The organism is Anaerococcus sp. AGMB09787, assembly GCF_022808955.1.
Lineage (GTDB): Bacteria > Bacillota > Clostridia > Tissierellales > Peptoniphilaceae > Anaerococcus.
In genome coordinates this window covers 56622-72569 of record NZ_JAKZEY010000023.1, presented here as the reverse complement: position 1 = coordinate 72569, position 15948 = coordinate 56622, and the positions used below count along the sequence as shown (strand labels likewise).

The following is a 15948-nucleotide window of genomic DNA, read 5'->3' as shown; positions in this document are numbered from 1 at the left end:
TGAAGTATAGTCTATAAATGTAGCGAGGAGAGCTGTCCGAGTGGTTGAAGGAGCACGATTGGAAATCGTGTATACGTGTTTTAAGCGTATCATGGGTTCAAATCCCATGCTCTCCGCCATGCACTAGACGGGGAGTTAGCGGTGCCTTGTAACCTGCAATCCGCTACAGCAGGGTTTAATCCCCAACAGAGGGCTTAGAGCTTTCATTAAGACATGAGGATTTGGTGTTGATTGTCAGGTCTTACGCAATAGCAAGCTGTGAACCATGTCAGGACGGGAACGTAGCAGCTTTAAGCAGTACTTACTATGTGTCGTGAGGTCACCTGACATGAGTCGAATACTTATGACACTTTTAAGAGCTTCTAAGAACAAAGTTGGGTGTGCTTACATATTTTGTAGCTAGGTTTTCCTAGCTACTTTTTTTATACATTATTTTATTGGCTAAGTCGTTTATAATATTAGTAGAGGTAAATTATGATAAACGAAGAAATTAAAGATTTATTCTATCAACCAACTAGAAATTTAATGATACCCGCATCAGAAGTTGCGACCTGCAATGAAGAAGATAGTCTCCTCCATGCAGTATTAGTCTTATCCAATTCTGGTTATCAAGTTATACCAGTAGTAGATAATGATAACCATATTAGGGGACTAATTTCAATTTCAAATATAGTAACAAGCTTTGATGACCTATCGCTCTTCGATGAGGAAAAACTTTCTAATATAAAGGTAAAAGAAGTAATGAATCAGGTAGCACCGATTCTTTTTGATAATTACGAACTTGAAGATGTCTTAAGACTTCTCATAAATAACAACTTTGTATGTATAGCCCATGATGACGGTTACTTCCTAGGGATAATTCCAAGAAAGGTTGCCCTAGAGAGATTCACTTATATTGCTCATAACATAGACACATTATACAAGTTAGAAAAAAAATAATTAAAAATTACTGGTACAAAACCTATAAACCATATTGAGAGTTTTCTCAGAGGAAGAAGTCACTTCCACTTGTCTTTCTATTGGTGGATGGTAGTTATTCTTGTACCAGTCTTTTTATTATAAAATTTCAAAAATTCCTGCCCCAAAGGCTTCTATATTTATTTCTTCTCCCTTAGTGACTTTTCCATTGATATTGCCAGATCCATGGTATTTTAAGTCATCGATGTTTAATACCTCTTCTAGATTGTATGGACTTTTGATTTGGTAGTCTATATCTGTGAAGTTGATTATGACTAGATATTCTTCATTTTTGTATGCTCTCTTGTAGGCATATAGGCTGTAACCTTCTATATCTAAAAGCTCTAGGCTACTTTCCCTATTATTTAGGGCCTTACTTGCTAGGAATAGGCTGGTTAGGTCCTTGTAGTAGGATTCTACATCTTCCAAGCTATTTTCGATATTATTTGGATCAAAGGCCTCGTAGATTGAGAATGTTTTGAGGTCTCCTCTATCATCTCCCATAAAGAGGATTTTAGGGGATTTTAGGGTGTACAAGAATGTCAAAAGTCCCTTTTCTTGTTTGGCTTTTTTGCCATCTGAATATATCTTCATAGCAAGGCTTGCTTCATTTGTGGTTGAATCGGCAAAGGAAAAGCCAAGGATATTCTCACTTGAAGAGTTTTCTAGGATATTATAGATATGGTTCTTATAATTTTCCCTGTTTATTGGTAGGTCGTTTATTAAATTAACTAGGGTCTTTGACCTATTATCAAAGATCATATCGAATTCTAGGTCAATATCGCCACTATAACAATTAAAACTTGCAAGGGACAAGCTTTTTTTATCCCTTATTAGCTCAATTAGCTCTTTAAGAAAATCGAACCACTTGTTATTTATTCCCCTAGTACTTTCTCCTTGCCAGTAAATGACATTATCTATATCCGGAAAGCTTACCCCATCAAGCTTATAGTCATCCAAGTACATACCTATAGCAGATTTTACATATGATTTGGCTGTGTCTTCACTTATATCGAAGTTAACTGACCCATAATTGTTGTATAGTATATCATCATATTGATAATTGTATATATCTGACCCATCAAAGTTAATTAGCCCCTTCTTATCTCCATCAAATTCGCTAATATCAATTTCAGCAATGACTCCGATATTATTTTTATGCGCCTTATCAACAAAGTTTTTAAAGTCTTTTATAGAGCCATATCTCTTGGAATAAGAAAATAAAGTAAGGGGAGCATAGCCCATAGACTTATAATTTTGGTATTCATTAATAGGCATTAGGTAGATTGTGGTATAATTAAAATTCTTGGCATATTTTATAAGTTCATCAAAAATAGTCTTAGAATCCTTATCTTGTTTAAAAAGAGAACCAAGATGAACTTGGAGGATGTTCTTAGGAACTTCCTTTATTTTTTTATTTTTAAATTTATAAGTATCATCAATTATTTCAGAAGAATCATCTTCATAGATTACAGACCTAGAGAAGGGGTCTATTTTTTTTACCTCTTCCTTATCTGTTTTTATCAAATATTGGTAGCGGTCCCCTACCTTTGCCTTGTTATCTGTAAGAGAAAATACTCCAGTCTTATACCTTCTCATAGGAGTTTTTTCCCAGTCATTAAAGTCTCCTATTAGAAAAACCTCCTCAGCTTCTGGAGCTAAGACTCTAAATATATAACCCTTATCCTTTTTGTGGGCTCCGAAAAATTCGTATCCATCTATTGATTTTCCTTGTAAATAATCTCTTGTACTCATGCTAATCTCCTTTAAATCATTATACTTATTAGCTTATATAAAAAAAGAAAGCCTAATAATTAAGCTTACTTTAATCTTTCATATTCACTTATCATATTAGAAGCTACTTCTTCCATCATATTAGAAACTTTGGAGGCCCAGTCAGGATCTGTAGCATAGGACTTACCTATAGCATCAGGGCTAACCCCCTTATAATAGTCTCCATCCTTTGCTAGGTATTCCTTCTTTAGGTGGTCTGCGACTGTATTTATTGACTCCCCTGGACTATTAAAATGTGTAGCCTTGTTGTATGGGTCGTCATCGTAGGCATTAAAGCCAAAAAGATTGTTCTTGTCTTTAAAAAGCTCACTTGTTCCATTGCCAGTTTCATGCTTTGCCATTGCCATTAGAAGGATGGCGTTTACCCCAAATTTTTCTTCAGCTTCTTTGAAATCCTTACCCAGACCTTCAAGACCAGTACCTATAAGAGCGCTGTCTAATTCCTCAACGGTAAAGGGAGTAGGCTTTAACAGGTAAAAATCTGAGTCCTTAGATACATGGTTCATAGAACTTTGGCGTGCTTGGTCCAGATCTTTCCTAAGTTTCTCAAATCTTAATTTCTTCATATCATAAAGCTCAAAGGTCTTACGGTTTATCTTTTCAAGACCATAGTACATCAAGTCCCTTTTACTTTCTGAACCAAGGACCCTATTTATGGTTAGAAAAGCAAATAAGCAAAGAAGTAGGGTAAAATTAATTAATATGTTTTTAAATAAGCCTTTTTTCTTTTTCATATTACTCATAATAAATTCCTAAATAATTTACTTCTACCCCATCCAATAACTTATCTTGCCTATAATTTATAAGCTTTCTCTAAGCTCAGTTATTGACTTATTTGTAACATTTGACCTATCAATATCTAGGTCATCTATAATTTCATCAATTTTACTTTGGTTGGTAAACTCTATTTCCATATATGGGTCAGGGTAGGTCTTATCATCCCAAATGTCTATATCAAATCTTTGACCCTTGTAGGAATAAGATATTCTCTCCTTGTGGCCTTCGTATTCAAGCTCAACCCCTAAGAATTGAAAAATTTTAATCATCATGGTTACAGAATCAATATTTACTGTGTATTCGTTATTGATCCTAACATCATTTACTTCCTTAACTTCCTTGAAGGTAAGCTCCCTATCCTTATGGGCCTTGTCTTCGTAGGTTGTTTCCCTGAGTCTTAGGTAACCATTGTCAAAGCCCTTATCGCCAGCTGGTTTAAAGGTATAATTTTTTTGAAATTCATGGTTAATAAGCTTGGCCCCATGACTTTCAAGTTTTTCCTTCATTTCATCAATATCAATATTTAAAACTTTTACTTCAATTTCTCTTTGCATTATACAATCCTTATTGGTTTGAAGTCGATATAGTCTCCTGCAACACAGGCTACTTCGACCCCTTCAATATTTCCTTCCTTAATTAACTTATGTCCTATTCCATGGAGATGGCCATATATCAACTTACTCACCCCATAGTCTTTACAAAGATCAAAAAAGTCATTAAAGCTTCCATCAGCATTTAGGGGTGGGTAGTGTAACATGACTATTCTCATATTATTTTTACTAGCCTTTAGAGAATTTTCAAGTCTAATAAGTTCCCTTGTATATATTTTAAGATCATGGTCACTAAAATCATTGCTGTCCTTGGCTATCCATCCACGTGTCCCACATATACCATAGCCTTCGGCTTCAAATGAATTGTTTTGTAAGAAGGACATGGTCCTTAGATCAAGGGCTTCCATCTTCTTTAGGGATGCCCACCAATAATCGTGGTTACCCCTCATCAAGATTTTTGAACCATTTAATTTATCAATCTTTTCTAGGTCTACTAGGGCCGTCTTTAGATCCATCGCCCAGCTAATATCACCAGGGATTAGGACAGTATCCTCCTCACTTACTATCTCATTCCAATTTGTGAAGATTCTTTCCTGGTAATTGCTCCACCCCTCGCCGAATACTTCCATGGATTTTTCACCTGTATAATCTAAATGTAAATCTCCTAGTGCATATATCATAACTTCTCCATATCTAAATAGTTAATAGAAATCCCCTCTGAAGATAAAAATTCTTCCTCCCTCTTGTGGCAGGTAAAGTAGATAACCTGTCTATCTTCAGAAGTGTCTAGTAAGAACAAGATAGCAGATCTGAGTCTTTCTATATCATAATTAATTAGACTATCGTCAAATACCATAAAAATCTTAGAAAAAGCCTCATCATTAAGGCTAAGCTTTAGGGCAAAATATAATTGGTCCATAAAACCCTTTGATAATTGATCTAAGTCCAAATAATATGAATCCTTACTTTTAATCTGTGGATTTAAATCTTTATCAAATATTATACTTTCATACTTATCTTTCGAAAGGATCCTAACTAGGTCATTTACCCTCTGATTAATCTTTCCAATATCTCCCTCGTTTTCCTTACAAATTTCTTTTATAGTGGAAATAGCGAGCCTTATAGATTCTTTTTGTCTTTTTATATCTGAAAGTCTCTTTTCAAGTTGGTTTTTTCTATCAAGGATATCTAGCTCATTAGATATTTTTTCTTCTATAGTAACCAAGGACTTTTCGCTAGAGGCTATCTTATCTTTACTAGTGTTTATATCTTCTAATATAGAATAAAGCCTCTCCTCCTCTTTTTCTATATCCAAGGCATCAAAGTCTACCTCTTCGCCCATTAGACTTTCCTCGTAGATAAGATCTTGTTTTTTTAAAATAGCTAAGACTTCCTCAATTTTTTCCTTCTCCTTTAGTATTGCCTTATACTTTAGATACCTCGCTCTCTTATTCTTATAGAACCTCATATCATCAGCATCTCTAGAATCTCCCTTATTATTTCTTATGATCAAATAAAGGATGGGAATTATTAACAAAAAGAAATACTTATTGACTAATATTCCAAGTATCGGCACTAGACCTAGTAAAATATAGTTAGAATAGTGGATGATTTTATCAATCAAAGATTTATCTTCTTTAGTAGTCTTGACTTCTTTTTCTAAATCTTCAAAATACTTATCATCTAGGCCTACTAGGTCTCTATATTCTTTTAGGTCTTCGTTAGTTGCCTGGAGGTCCCTAGTCCATTTTTGATAATCTCTAAAGTTAGAAGATCCCCTAATATTCCTATAGTAGTCGACCTTATTCTTTTGAGCTTGGTATGAAGCCTCTAAGTCCTTTAGCCTATCTTTATTCTCCTTTAGTTTTTTGAAGTCCTCATAATATCTTTGCTTAACTAGATTAATTTCATAGAGCTTATCATTTACCTCATCTAGTTCCTTTTTGGTCTTGGCATAGGGTCTAGTATAGGCCCTTCCACTTCCTAGGTTACTGTCTTTTTTTTCTAGATATTCTATGGCTCTAACTGGTGAAAAGTTAAAGTCTATGTCCTTAGAAGATAGTTTTTCTAAAATCAAGGACTTGGCCATAACTTCTGATTTTTGAAAGGTAAAGTTTGCAATATAGGCCTTGTATAAGCTGTAATCTAGACCTAGGAGGTATTCTCCTGGGTAATTTAGGTTACTCTTCTTTCCCTCTATATCTTCTCCTAGGCTAAGATTTCTAATACTATATGACCCATCATCAAAATTACGAGAGACTTCTATATCATAGCCATCCTTATTAAAAATAACTGATCCTCCATACCTATAGGAGAGTTTGGGCTTGTAGGCTTCTTTCTTGTAGGAAAAATTAGTCTTGGTCTTCCCTTCATCAAAGCCATAAAGTATCCCCTCTATAAAAGATGCCAGGGTGGATTTTCCACTTTCATTCTTACCATATATTAGGTTAAAACCTGAGTCAAAGTCCACTATTAGATTTTCAAACTTCCCAAAGGATATAATATTTAATCTCTTAATATAAACCCTAGTCATTACGGCTCCTAAGTATGGCATCCAGGCCCATATCCCTCGCAAGCTTGTCTTTTTCGCTAGTTTTTCCCTTGAACTTATCATAATACTTGGACAAGAGGGAGTTTGGGTAGAGGGAGATTATCTTATCAAAATCAAAGTCTTCTTTCTTAATGATTTCTACAAAGTCTGCATCGATATATTTTTTTAGTTGACCTAGGTCTATATCCTCCATAAGACTTATAGTAAGTCTTAGGAAATTCTTCTTATCCTCGGATAATTTATTATTTACAACGGCTAATAAGTCTTTGGCTGAAGAAAAATCACTTAAGTTGACTTTCATATCTACAAATTTGGTAATAGATGAATCAACAAAGGAAACTTTCCCATCATCGTATCGGATGTAGCCATAATTATTAGTATCAGTAAAGCTATGTGGCTCTATGCTTCCAGGATAGAAGGCCTTAGCTATAGCCTGCGCCTTATGGATATGGCCTAGGGCAATATAACCAAAGTCTGAAGAGATTATGTCTTCTTCATTTAAATTACAATACTTTGACCCCTCCCTACCTACATCACTGTGGATAAGAAGGATATTGAAAAAATTCTTATCCAAGTCTATGCCAAGGTCAACTTCTTGGTTAAAAACCCTATCCCTATAGGATATCCCATATATCCTTGTAGAATTATCCTCATAGACTCCTAGCCTATCACTAGGAAATACATGGAGGTTAGCTGGTCCATTAGCGAAAAATATATCTGTGTAACCATCAAAGTAGTCGTGGTTGCCACTTACATAGTAGATATCCTTACCAAAGCTCTCGAATATTTCAAAGAGCCTTTTAAAGTCTTTGGATGAAAAATAAGACCTCTCAAAAAGATCCCCAGCTATAAGGGCAAAGTCCACATCCTTATTCGCATTAAGGATATTGGAAAGACTCTTCCAAGAAAGCCCCCTCACCCTCTTAGAAAGGCTGCTAGTTATATCAAACTTATCTCCTAGATGGACATCAGCCAAGTGGATAAATTTCATATCTTGTTAACACTTTCTATTAGTCTTTTATCGTTTATTATATTAAATACAGTAAGAGCTCCGTTATCTATCCAAAAAGAATTCCAATTAGCTAGGTCTTTTAGGACCCAAAATAAAGACGCCCTTATAGCTATCCCGTGAGATATGCAGAGAATGTTACCCTCATAAGTCCTTGACACTTCATCCAAGAAATCTCCCACTCTTTCTATTAGATCACTCCTTGATTCTCCATCAGGAAAAGATGTATTGAAGTAGTCAGCTCCTTCTCTTTGGTAGAAGTCCTGCTCATTTTCTCTGACTTCTTTTAGGAGTCTTCCCCTAAAGGATCCAAAATTGATCTCGTTTATTCTCTCATCAGGAGTAAAGTCATCAAAGCCTAGTAGCCTTGCAGTTTCTTGACTCCTAGCAAGCTCAGATGTAAAGACCTTTGAGATTTCGTAGTCCTTTAATAAAGTTTTTGTTTTATCTAATATATATAGGCCCTTATCAGATAGCTTGGTATCTGGGGTAGAAAATCTTCCCTCAATATTAGCTGTCGTTAGGCCGTGTCTTACCATAATTATTTTCATATTCACCTCATATAAAATTATAACAAATTTTACCTTTATTTTAAATTAAGAAAAGACTATGAGATATTTCCCATAGCCTTTAGCCTTAATCGCCAGAGCTCATAGCCTCTGCCATATCAATTTTTTTAAGTTTGTTATTGAAGTACACTAGGATTATTATTGAAATAGCTAGAGTGAGTCCTGCTCCTATTATAAAGGATTTAGAGTGGACTGTGTATGATAGCATGACCCCATCAGGAGCTACTACATAACAGATATACCTAAACATCATATAACCTAGAATATAGCCAACAAAGATACCCAGTATAGTTAGGGTAAATATTTCCCTATAAATATAAGCTGTTACTTCCCTTGGGTAAAATCCTAGGACCTTTACAGTAGCAAGTTCCCTTCTTCTCTCGCCAATATTTATGCTAGTTATATTGTAGAGGACTACCATAGCTAGTATGGCTGACATGAGGGTTATTACTGTCATAACTAGGTTTAAATTTTCCATCAAGGCATCCATTGAGTCATAGGCACTCTTGGTATTTAAAATCGCCCCAGTTCCCTCGTATTGTTTCATCTCCTTGATTAATTGGTCGACATCCCCATTTACAAAATTGGCATTTAATGGGACTTCTTCTCCTAGGAGGTCCTTAAAGTATGGGTTAGAAATGTAGAGATAGTCACCTACATAGTTTTCATTTACCCCACCTATTTCTATGTCCATATCACGAGTATCTAGGTTAATCCTAATTACATCCCCAACTGATAAGTCTAGGTCACGTGCCACTCCTTCACTTAGAATGGCCTTAACACTTGCTAGGTCCAAATCTTCCTTGGATGGAGTACGGAGGGCTATAAAGTCCTTTATGGCCTTATCATTTTCTGGAGATACTATAGTTATATCTCTCTCATCGTCATCGTTAATTAGAGTCGCATTTTCGTAGTATACTTCTATATTATCAAACTTATCAATTTCTCTTTTATACTCTGCCTTTTCTTCTTCAGAGGAATTGGTATTTTGATAAACAACTGCTGAGTAATTACTTATCTCGCTGTTTTGCTTAATCGAAGTATCCTTTACAGAATCTATCATAGCAAAACCAAAGAATACTAGGGCAGTACACCCTGCCACACCAAAGATTATCATAAACATCCTTGACTTATACCTAAAGATGTTTCTGAAGGTAATCTTGGTCACGAAGGAAAGTCTTTTCCATAATGGATCTATTTTTTCGAGTAGGATCTTTCCTCCAATCTTTGGAGACTTACGTCTTAGTAAACTTGCAGGTAGCTCTTTGACAGTATCTCTTGAGCTGATAAAGACTGTAAATCCTATTAGGAGTGATGAAACTAGGATAGAACCAACCATAACAAGCAAACTACTTGGTACACGGATACCATCCACATTAAAGCCAGTGGAGTAGGCCACAACTATGACCTTTAGGAGGATAAACCTACCTGCCAAGGCCCCTATTATTGACCCCAATATTGTAGGAACAAGTCCATAGAAGTAAAATCTATTGGCTATATCAGAGTTGGAATATCCCAAAGCCTTGAGGGTTCCGTTGATATTTCTTTGCTCATCAATGTATCTCTTCATGGTTGTAAGTGTTACAAGCATGGCAACTAGGTAGAAGAAGGCAGGAAAGACCTTGGAGAGCTTATCGATATTTAAGGAATCTTCATAGTAGGTGTCAATTCCTTGGTTATCGAATATACTCTCTACCTCATATTCAGGATCAGGAAGCCTAAGTATAGCATCTTTTGAATTTGCTATCTCTTCCTTGCCTTCTTTAATATCTTCCTTTGCCTCATCCTTCTTAGAATTATATTCTTCCTTGGCTTCTTCTAATTCTGCTTGACCATCTAGAAGCTTATCATAGGCTTCTTTTAATTCATTTCTTCCATCAATTTTTCCTTGGTTTAATTGACTTAAGCCATCATTATAAGATGCCCATCCTTCATCTAGGTCTGCTTGGCCCTTATTTATCTCAACTAAGGCCTGATCTAACTCAGCCTTGCCCTCGGCTTCCTTACTAGCTAGGAGGTCTTTCGCCTTTTTTATTTCAGAAGATCCCCTGTCTAACTTGGCTTGGCCCTCTTCTATTTCCTTATATTTTTTATCGAGTTCAGATCTTTTTTCCTTGTAGGTAGTATCTACTAGGTTTTTATTTTTTTCATATTCCCCATAGGCCTTATCAAAAACTGCCTTGGCCTTTTCAAACTCTGCTTGAAGCTTGGATAATGTTTCTGGGTTTAGCTTATCCTTTAGGTCTAAGTCATTACCAAGTCCTTCTATAGCTAAAGCCCCTAATTCTTTATCCTTAATTCCTCCTTGAACTTCCTGATCTTTTCCTACTAGTTTATAGGGAACTACTGGCTTTTCTTCTTCTATTTTTATAGGAGCCTTGTTATCATCATCTATGAGGTCTTCTTTACTATCCTCTCCCTCATAAGATTGACCTAGGGCCTTTTTTAAATCTTCTACTTGCTCCTGCTTTTCTTCCATGGCATTTTTAACCGGTAACAACTTTTCATAGGCCTTACCAAGTTTTGTAGAGTATTCTTCATAAGTCTCTTCTAATTTATCAGACCCTTCTTGCCAGAGTTTCTTGCCAGCTTCAAGTTCTCTTCTGCCAGCCTTTATCTTTTCTTCATTTGATTTGATTTCTTCTTTGCCCTTAGCTATTTCACTATTAAAGGTCGCAAGTCCTTGGTCATAGTCCTTCCTGCCTTGGTCGAGTTTATTTTCACCTTCTAAAAGTTTGTTGTAGGCATCCTTAAGTTTGGCCTCACCATCGCTAATTTCTTTTTGGTATTCTATTTTTCCCTCTTCATAGTCCTTGAAGCCTTGCCTTAGTTCTTCTTCTCCCTCTAGGATTTGCCTCTTTCCATCTTCTAGCTGATTTTCTGCATCTGCTATTTCTTCTTCTGCATCTTTTATTTCTTGGTTAGCATCAGCCTTTATATCAGCTAGGACTTCTTCAGGTCGGTTTTTGATAAGGTCCTCTAAGTGGTGTTTTTTCTCCTTTACCTTAGTCCTATAGTCTTTGGAAGTTTTATCAAGCCCTTTTATGTCCTTGTAGATGATATTGGCTTCCCCATACTTATCTGTACTAAAGCTAGATTCTACTACTAGGCCATATCCACCTACTTCACTTTTTGCTGTAAGGGACATCTCTTTCATATCATCTAGGAAATGATCACTTGTTTCATAAAAGCCTACAACCTCATATTCCATCTCTGCCATAGGGGCTTCTTCTTTTTGATCATCATTCGTATAGGAGAAGGTAATATTATCGCCGATTTTGTAGTCGTCTTTTAGTTCTTGATTTAAAGTAATTTCCTTGGGATTTTCTACAAATCTTCCTTCAGTAAGCCCTCCCTTGGGGATATTTTCATCAAAGGATCGTACTTTAATAATCTTATCATCTAGCTTAAGGTCAGCAATTTTTGTAAAATTAATAGTCTCAATCAAATTATCTTTATTGAGTAAGACCTCATCCTCATAGTCAAGACCGTAGGTCGACCTTACTATAATGTCTGGGTGCTTGTAGGTCTTAAGGCTAGTATCCAAGGACTTTCTCATTGTAGAGCCTGACAATAACAAGCCCACAACTACAACTGTTGCCAGAGCTACCATTACCAGGATAGAAATCACCTTGCCCTTAGTTTTTTTGATATCCCTGATAATATTTTTTATATATGTTTTATTCATACTACCACTCTATCTCATCTATTGGCTTAGGCTTGTCATTTTCGTAATTTTCTACGATTTTACCATCTCTTAGCTCTATTACCTGATCTGCCATAGGCTTAATGGCGCTGTTGTGGGTTATTATTATGACCGTTGCCCCAAGCTTTCTACTAGAGTCTTGCAAGAGCCTTAGGATGTTTTTACCTGTTTCGTAGTCCAAGGCCCCAGTTGGCTCATCACAGAGTAGGAGCTTTGGATTTTTGGATATTGCCCTTGCTATGGCAACTCTTTGTTGCTCCCCACCCGATAGTTGGGAGGGAAAGTTGTTAAGTCTTTTAGAAAGTCCTACCGCATTTAATATTTCTTTAGAATCTAGGGATGTATCTGAGATTTCTGAAGCCATTTCTACATTTTCAAGACTTGTTAAGTTGGGAATTAAGTTATAGTGTTGGAAGACAAAACCAACGTCATTTCTCCTATACTCTGTAAGTTCCCTATCATTAAGTTCTGTTAAGTTTTTACCGTCGACTATAATTTTTCCTGAGCTTGCTGTATCCATACCTCCAAGCATATTAAGGAGGGTGGTCTTGCCTGCTCCAGATGCCCCTACTATAATTAGGAGTTTCCCCTCATCTAGGCTAAAATTTATATGATCATTTGCAAGAATTTTTGAATCTCCCGATTTAAATTCCTTGGTTAAGTCAACTAGTTCAATATATGCCATACTCTATCCTTTCTTTAGATGTTACTAAACTTCTCCCTGACTTCATTGATCTTACCACAAGTCATCTTTCCTTCTGGACAAGGGCCGTGGATACAAGACGGACCGGCTTTGGCAAAGAGGTTTGGATAAATACCCTTAACGATCTTAACCATCTCATCAGAGAGCTCTCTTATCTCCCATTGGGCCCTAAGACAAGACCTAAGGGAGAAGAAGTGTAAGAGGTTCCTGGCATTCATTGTGAAGACTAGCTTTGTTTCACAGGCATTTGGGAAGACATACCTTGCATCTTCTATAGCCCTTTTATTGGCGTCTTTCTTGGCCTTGGCTTCATCCACACCTACATCTATGAATTTTTCATAGTGGTTCTGATAAAGAATATCTGTTAGCTCATCATAGGCCCTTTGGTCATCTTCCATTTTTTTTACAAATATTTCCCTAGTCCTAGGATTTTTTTCTATCTCAGGAGGGATTATATAGTCAAATTGGTCTAAGGTTACATACCTTTGTGATTGTTGGGAGTAGGATGCTAGTCTATGGCGGACTAGTTGATGGCTAAGGACCCTAGATACTCCTTCAACTGCAAAGGTAAAGGAAATATGCTCTATTGGTGATAGGTGGCCCATATTAGCAAGCATCTTTACATATTTTTCTATTGACTCTTGGTCTAGTTTTTCTGATATTTCATCAACTCCCACTCTACTATAGCATAGTTTACCAGCTTCTGCTATGGTCTCTTCTCCATTTGGAGTGTAGTTTAATAATTTAACTTTAAGTTTTGAATTTGTCATTGTCTTACCTATAATTTTTTAATGCCCTGTCTATTTTTCTCTTATCTTCACGTTTCTTGATAGATTCTCTCTTGTCATATAGCTTTTTACCCTTGGCTAGGGCAATTTCAAGCTTAACAAGGCCATCTCTCTCATATACCTTAAGGGGAAGGACTGTGTAGCCAGTAAGGCTCTTACCCTTATTTAATTTATCTATTTCTTTTTTGTGAAGCAAAAGCTTCCTTGTCCTGGTTGGGTCAATTTCCTTTTCATAGGAATGTTCATAGGGACTTACATGCATTCCATAAATAAAAACTTCTCCGTTTTTCATTCCTATGAAGGACTCCTTGATTGAAACCCTCCCAGCCTTGATGGATTTTACTTCACTACCTAATAAGGAAAGTCCTGCCTCAAACTTATCTTCTATAAAATAATCATGGTAGGCTTTCTTATTATTAGCTAATAATTTCATCTCTTACCTCCAAGTCAAAATCAATATTTCTTTGATAAATATCAACGTCTAGTACTCTTATCTTTACCCTATCCCCTATCCTGTAGTAGATCTTGTCATCTACATCTATGGCCATTAACTTATCCTCAAGAAATTCATATCTCTTAGGTGAAAACTTGTACATAAATAATCCTTCTACTGTATTGTCAAGCTCTACAAAGATACCAAAGTCTGTAATAGAGGAAATATTCCCATAAAAATCATCCCCTATAAACCTCTTCATATACTTACACTTTAGCATATCTTCTACATCTCTTTCAGTATCCTCGCTCCTTCTCTCTGTCATTGACAGATGATCTGCCTTCTTATCAAGACTCTTTTCAAGACTGATTTGACTCGTAGAAGTTAACTTATTATTTATATATTTTTTGACAAGTCTATGGACAATCAAGTCCGGATACCTTCTAATAGGTGATGTAAAATGGGTGTAGTATTCTGTAGATAGGCCGAAGTGGATGCCCCTATCCTTAGAATATTTAGCCTTTTGCATAGTTCTAAGCATGAGCATATTTATAATAGACTCTTCATTCTCCCCCTCAATATCTTTTAGGATTTGTTGGAAGTCCTTTGGGTGGAGGCTTGATCCCTTGAGGGTGTAGCCCATAGCAGCCAAGGCTGACTTAAAGCCATCGATCTTTTCTTCACTTGGCTTCTCATGGACCCTATACAAGAAGGGAAAATCCATATAGGCAAATAGGCTTGCTACTGTTTCATTAGCCACAAGCATAAATTCTTCTATGAGTTTGTTACCACTTCCCCTATTGAGGTTAGAAATATTTAGGACATTACCATCTTCAGATATGTCTATTTGGCTTTCTGAAAAATTAAAGTCGATAGACCCACGTTTTTCTCTCTTAGCTGCAAGAATTTTCCTTAGTTCATTAAAGTCTGTCAAAACTTCTTTTAAATAATTATCATCATAAACTTCTTCATCACCATCATCCAAATATGCATTTACATCATCATAGACTAGTCTATAGTTTGAATTTATAATAGATTCGTAGAAGTCATTTTCTATAACCCTACCCTTGGGGTCTATCTTCATCTTACAGGTTATAGCAAGCCTATCTTCATTGGGATTTAGGGAACATATCCCATTTGATAAAGCCTTTGGAAGCATAGGAATAACTATATTAAACAAGTAGGTAGAATTACCTCTTTCGTAGGCATCGTCATCTATAGCTGTGCTTTTTTTTACATAATGTGCTACATCTGCTATATGGACATAGAGGATATAATTATCCCCGTCTCTTTCGATTGAAATCGCATCGTCAAAGTCCTTAGAGTCTCTTCCATCAATAGTTACAGTAAATAAGTCCCTAAAATCTTCTCTGCCCTTGAGGTATTCGCTTTTTACCTCGCTGTCTATATATAAGAGTTCTTTCTTGGTTTTTTTAGAAAATTCGTAGGGTAGGTTGTGGGCCCTGATAGATGATAGGATGTCTATGTTCTTATCGTTCTTTCCTCCGATAATCTCTACTATTCTTCCTTCTGGACTTCCTTTCTTGGGATATTTTATAATCTCTACTACTACCTTGTCCTTATCCTTGGCTTTTTTGAAGTATTTTTTGTCTATATAGATATCTTCACCAAAGTTTTTCTCATCGGCAATAACAAAGCCAAAGCCATCATTTTTTTGGAAGGTGCCAACTATTTGATCATTTACCCTTTCAAGGATTTCTACAACCTTGCCTTCGGCATTTCTTCCCTTTTCTTTTTCTTTGGTGATTTCTATCCTAACCCTGTCATTGTTGTGGGCACTTTTTAAATTGTCTTTTTTGATGAAAACATCAGCAAAGTCCTCCTCATCTGAGATGAAAAATCCATAACCCCCTTGGGCTAGGGAAATTGTACCGATGAGGTTTTTTTCTTCCTGACTAATTGGCATGATACGTTTTTTGTTGGAAATCCTGATTAGATTTTCCTTGTCTAATTCTTTTAGTAGGTCCTTCACTGCCTTTCTAGTGTAATTATCAGCCTTCAAGTAACTTTCAAACTCTTTTATTGTGATAGGTTCATAGTTTTCATCATTTACTATATTAAGGATTAATTCTTTTAAATTCATAAGCTC

The 15948-nt window shown here is 36.0% G+C and carries 13 protein-coding genes, 1 tRNA gene and 1 other RNA gene; 3 read left to right on the top strand and 12 right to left on the bottom strand.

What is annotated here, in order from left to right; genetic code table 11:
• The first annotated feature begins 26 nt into the window (after window positions 1-26).
• The 3 genes from MUN42_RS06070 (at window position 27) to cbpB (ending at window position 939) form a co-directional block, all read left to right on the top strand.
• A tRNA-Ser gene (locus MUN42_RS06070) sits at window positions 27-119 on the top strand.
• An RNA gene (ffs, locus tag MUN42_RS06065) (signal recognition particle sRNA large type) lies at window positions 119-386 on the top strand. The genes MUN42_RS06070 and ffs overlap by 1 nt, the downstream gene beginning before the upstream one ends.
• Before the next feature lie 88 nt (window positions 387-474).
• Window positions 475-939 carry a cyclic-di-AMP-binding protein CbpB gene (gene cbpB, locus MUN42_RS06060; RefSeq protein ID WP_243343670.1) on the top strand — a complete coding sequence of 155 codons (465 nt, stop codon included), beginning with the start codon at window positions 475-477 and terminating at the stop codon, window positions 937-939.
• A 117-nt stretch (window positions 940-1056) separates the two neighbouring features.
• Here cbpB and MUN42_RS06055 read toward each other — a convergent pair whose 3' ends face one another.
• The 12 genes from MUN42_RS06055 to rnr form a co-directional block, all read right to left on the bottom strand.
• On the bottom strand, window positions 1057-2712 hold the full coding sequence (locus MUN42_RS06055) for an alpha-amylase family glycosyl hydrolase (protein WP_243343669.1): 1656 nt from the start codon (window positions 2710-2712) through the stop codon (window positions 1057-1059).
• A 65-nt stretch (window positions 2713-2777) separates the two neighbouring features.
• Window positions 2778-3494, bottom strand: coding sequence for a glucosaminidase domain-containing protein (locus tag MUN42_RS06050; protein ID WP_243343668.1), 717 nt, complete (start codon window positions 3492-3494; stop codon window positions 2778-2780).
• A 57-nt stretch (window positions 3495-3551) separates the two neighbouring features.
• A complete protein-coding gene (locus MUN42_RS06045; RefSeq protein WP_243343667.1) occupies window positions 3552-4082 on the bottom strand; it encodes a class IV adenylate cyclase in 531 nt (176 codons plus the stop codon).
• Window positions 4082-4759 (bottom strand): metallophosphoesterase, encoded by a 678-nt coding sequence (locus MUN42_RS06040; protein WP_243343666.1) that lies wholly within the window; start codon window positions 4757-4759, stop codon window positions 4082-4084. Before MUN42_RS06040 ends, MUN42_RS06045 begins: the two co-directional genes overlap by 1 nt.
• Entirely contained in the window at window positions 4756-6612 is a 1857-nt protein-coding gene (locus tag MUN42_RS06035; protein WP_243343665.1) for an AAA family ATPase, read from the bottom strand. Before MUN42_RS06035 ends, MUN42_RS06040 begins: the two co-directional genes overlap by 4 nt.
• On the bottom strand, window positions 6605-7621 hold the full coding sequence (locus tag MUN42_RS06030; RefSeq protein WP_243343664.1) for a metallophosphoesterase: 1017 nt from the start codon (window positions 7619-7621) through the stop codon (window positions 6605-6607). The genes MUN42_RS06035 and MUN42_RS06030 overlap by 8 nt, the downstream gene beginning before the upstream one ends.
• A complete protein-coding gene (locus MUN42_RS06025) occupies window positions 7618-8190 on the bottom strand; it encodes a histidine phosphatase family protein (RefSeq protein ID WP_243343663.1) in 573 nt (190 codons plus the stop codon). The genes MUN42_RS06030 and MUN42_RS06025 overlap by 4 nt, the downstream gene beginning before the upstream one ends.
• A gap of 85 nt (window positions 8191-8275) precedes the next feature.
• On the bottom strand, window positions 8276-11896 hold the full coding sequence (locus tag MUN42_RS06020; protein WP_243343662.1) for an FtsX-like permease family protein: 3621 nt from the start codon (window positions 11894-11896) through the stop codon (window positions 8276-8278).
• Between the two features lies 1 nt (window position 11897).
• Window positions 11898-12599: an ABC transporter ATP-binding protein gene (locus tag MUN42_RS06015; RefSeq protein ID WP_243343661.1), complete on the bottom strand. Its 702-nt coding sequence runs from the start codon at window positions 12597-12599 to the stop codon at window positions 11898-11900.
• 14 nt (window positions 12600-12613) lie between these two features.
• The gene (thyX, locus tag MUN42_RS06010) at window positions 12614-13387 is read right to left on the bottom strand and encodes an FAD-dependent thymidylate synthase (protein ID WP_243343659.1); all 774 of its coding nucleotides are present in this window, start codon (window positions 13385-13387) and stop codon (window positions 12614-12616) included.
• 4 nt (window positions 13388-13391) lie between these two features.
• Window positions 13392-13838: an SsrA-binding protein SmpB gene (gene smpB, locus MUN42_RS06005; protein ID WP_243343658.1), complete on the bottom strand. Its 447-nt coding sequence runs from the start codon at window positions 13836-13838 to the stop codon at window positions 13392-13394.
• Window positions 13822-15942 carry a ribonuclease R gene (gene rnr, locus MUN42_RS06000; RefSeq protein WP_243343657.1) on the bottom strand — a complete coding sequence of 707 codons (2121 nt, stop codon included), beginning with the start codon at window positions 15940-15942 and terminating at the stop codon, window positions 13822-13824. The genes smpB and rnr overlap by 17 nt, the downstream gene beginning before the upstream one ends.
• Window positions 15943-15948 lie beyond the last annotated feature (6 nt).

What these genes read in the sequence shown, in the direction of transcription:
- cbpB (WP_243343670.1), top strand. Translation starts at nt 475, where the DNA reads ATGATAAACGAAGAAATTAAAGATTTATTCTATCAACCAACTAGAAAT.
- MUN42_RS06055 (WP_243343669.1), bottom strand. Translation starts at nt 2,712, where the DNA reads ATGAGTACAAGAGATTATTTACAAGGAAAATCAATAGATGGATACGAA.
- MUN42_RS06050 (WP_243343668.1), bottom strand. Translation starts at nt 3,494, where the DNA reads ATGAGTAATATGAAAAAGAAAAAAGGCTTATTTAAAAACATATTAATT.
- MUN42_RS06045 (WP_243343667.1), bottom strand. Translation starts at nt 4,082, where the DNA reads ATGCAAAGAGAAATTGAAGTAAAAGTTTTAAATATTGATATTGATGAA.
- MUN42_RS06040 (WP_243343666.1), bottom strand. Translation starts at nt 4,759, where the DNA reads ATGATATATGCACTAGGAGATTTACATTTAGATTATACAGGTGAAAAA.
- MUN42_RS06035 (WP_243343665.1), bottom strand. Translation starts at nt 6,612, where the DNA reads ATGACTAGGGTTTATATTAAGAGATTAAATATTATATCCTTTGGGAAG.
- MUN42_RS06030 (WP_243343664.1), bottom strand. Translation starts at nt 7,621, where the DNA reads ATGAAATTTATCCACTTGGCTGATGTCCATCTAGGAGATAAGTTTGAT.
- MUN42_RS06025 (WP_243343663.1), bottom strand. Translation starts at nt 8,190, where the DNA reads ATGAAAATAATTATGGTAAGACACGGCCTAACGACAGCTAATATTGAG.
- MUN42_RS06020 (WP_243343662.1), bottom strand. Translation starts at nt 11,896, where the DNA reads ATGAATAAAACATATATAAAAAATATTATCAGGGATATCAAAAAAACT.
- MUN42_RS06015 (WP_243343661.1), bottom strand. Translation starts at nt 12,599, where the DNA reads ATGGCATATATTGAACTAGTTGACTTAACCAAGGAATTTAAATCGGGA.
- thyX (WP_243343659.1), bottom strand. Translation starts at nt 13,387, where the DNA reads ATGACAAATTCAAAACTTAAAGTTAAATTATTAAACTACACTCCAAAT.
- smpB (WP_243343658.1), bottom strand. Translation starts at nt 13,838, where the DNA reads ATGAAATTATTAGCTAATAATAAGAAAGCCTACCATGATTATTTTATA.
- rnr (WP_243343657.1), bottom strand. Translation starts at nt 15,942, where the DNA reads ATGAATTTAAAAGAATTAATCCTTAATATAGTAAATGATGAAAACTAT.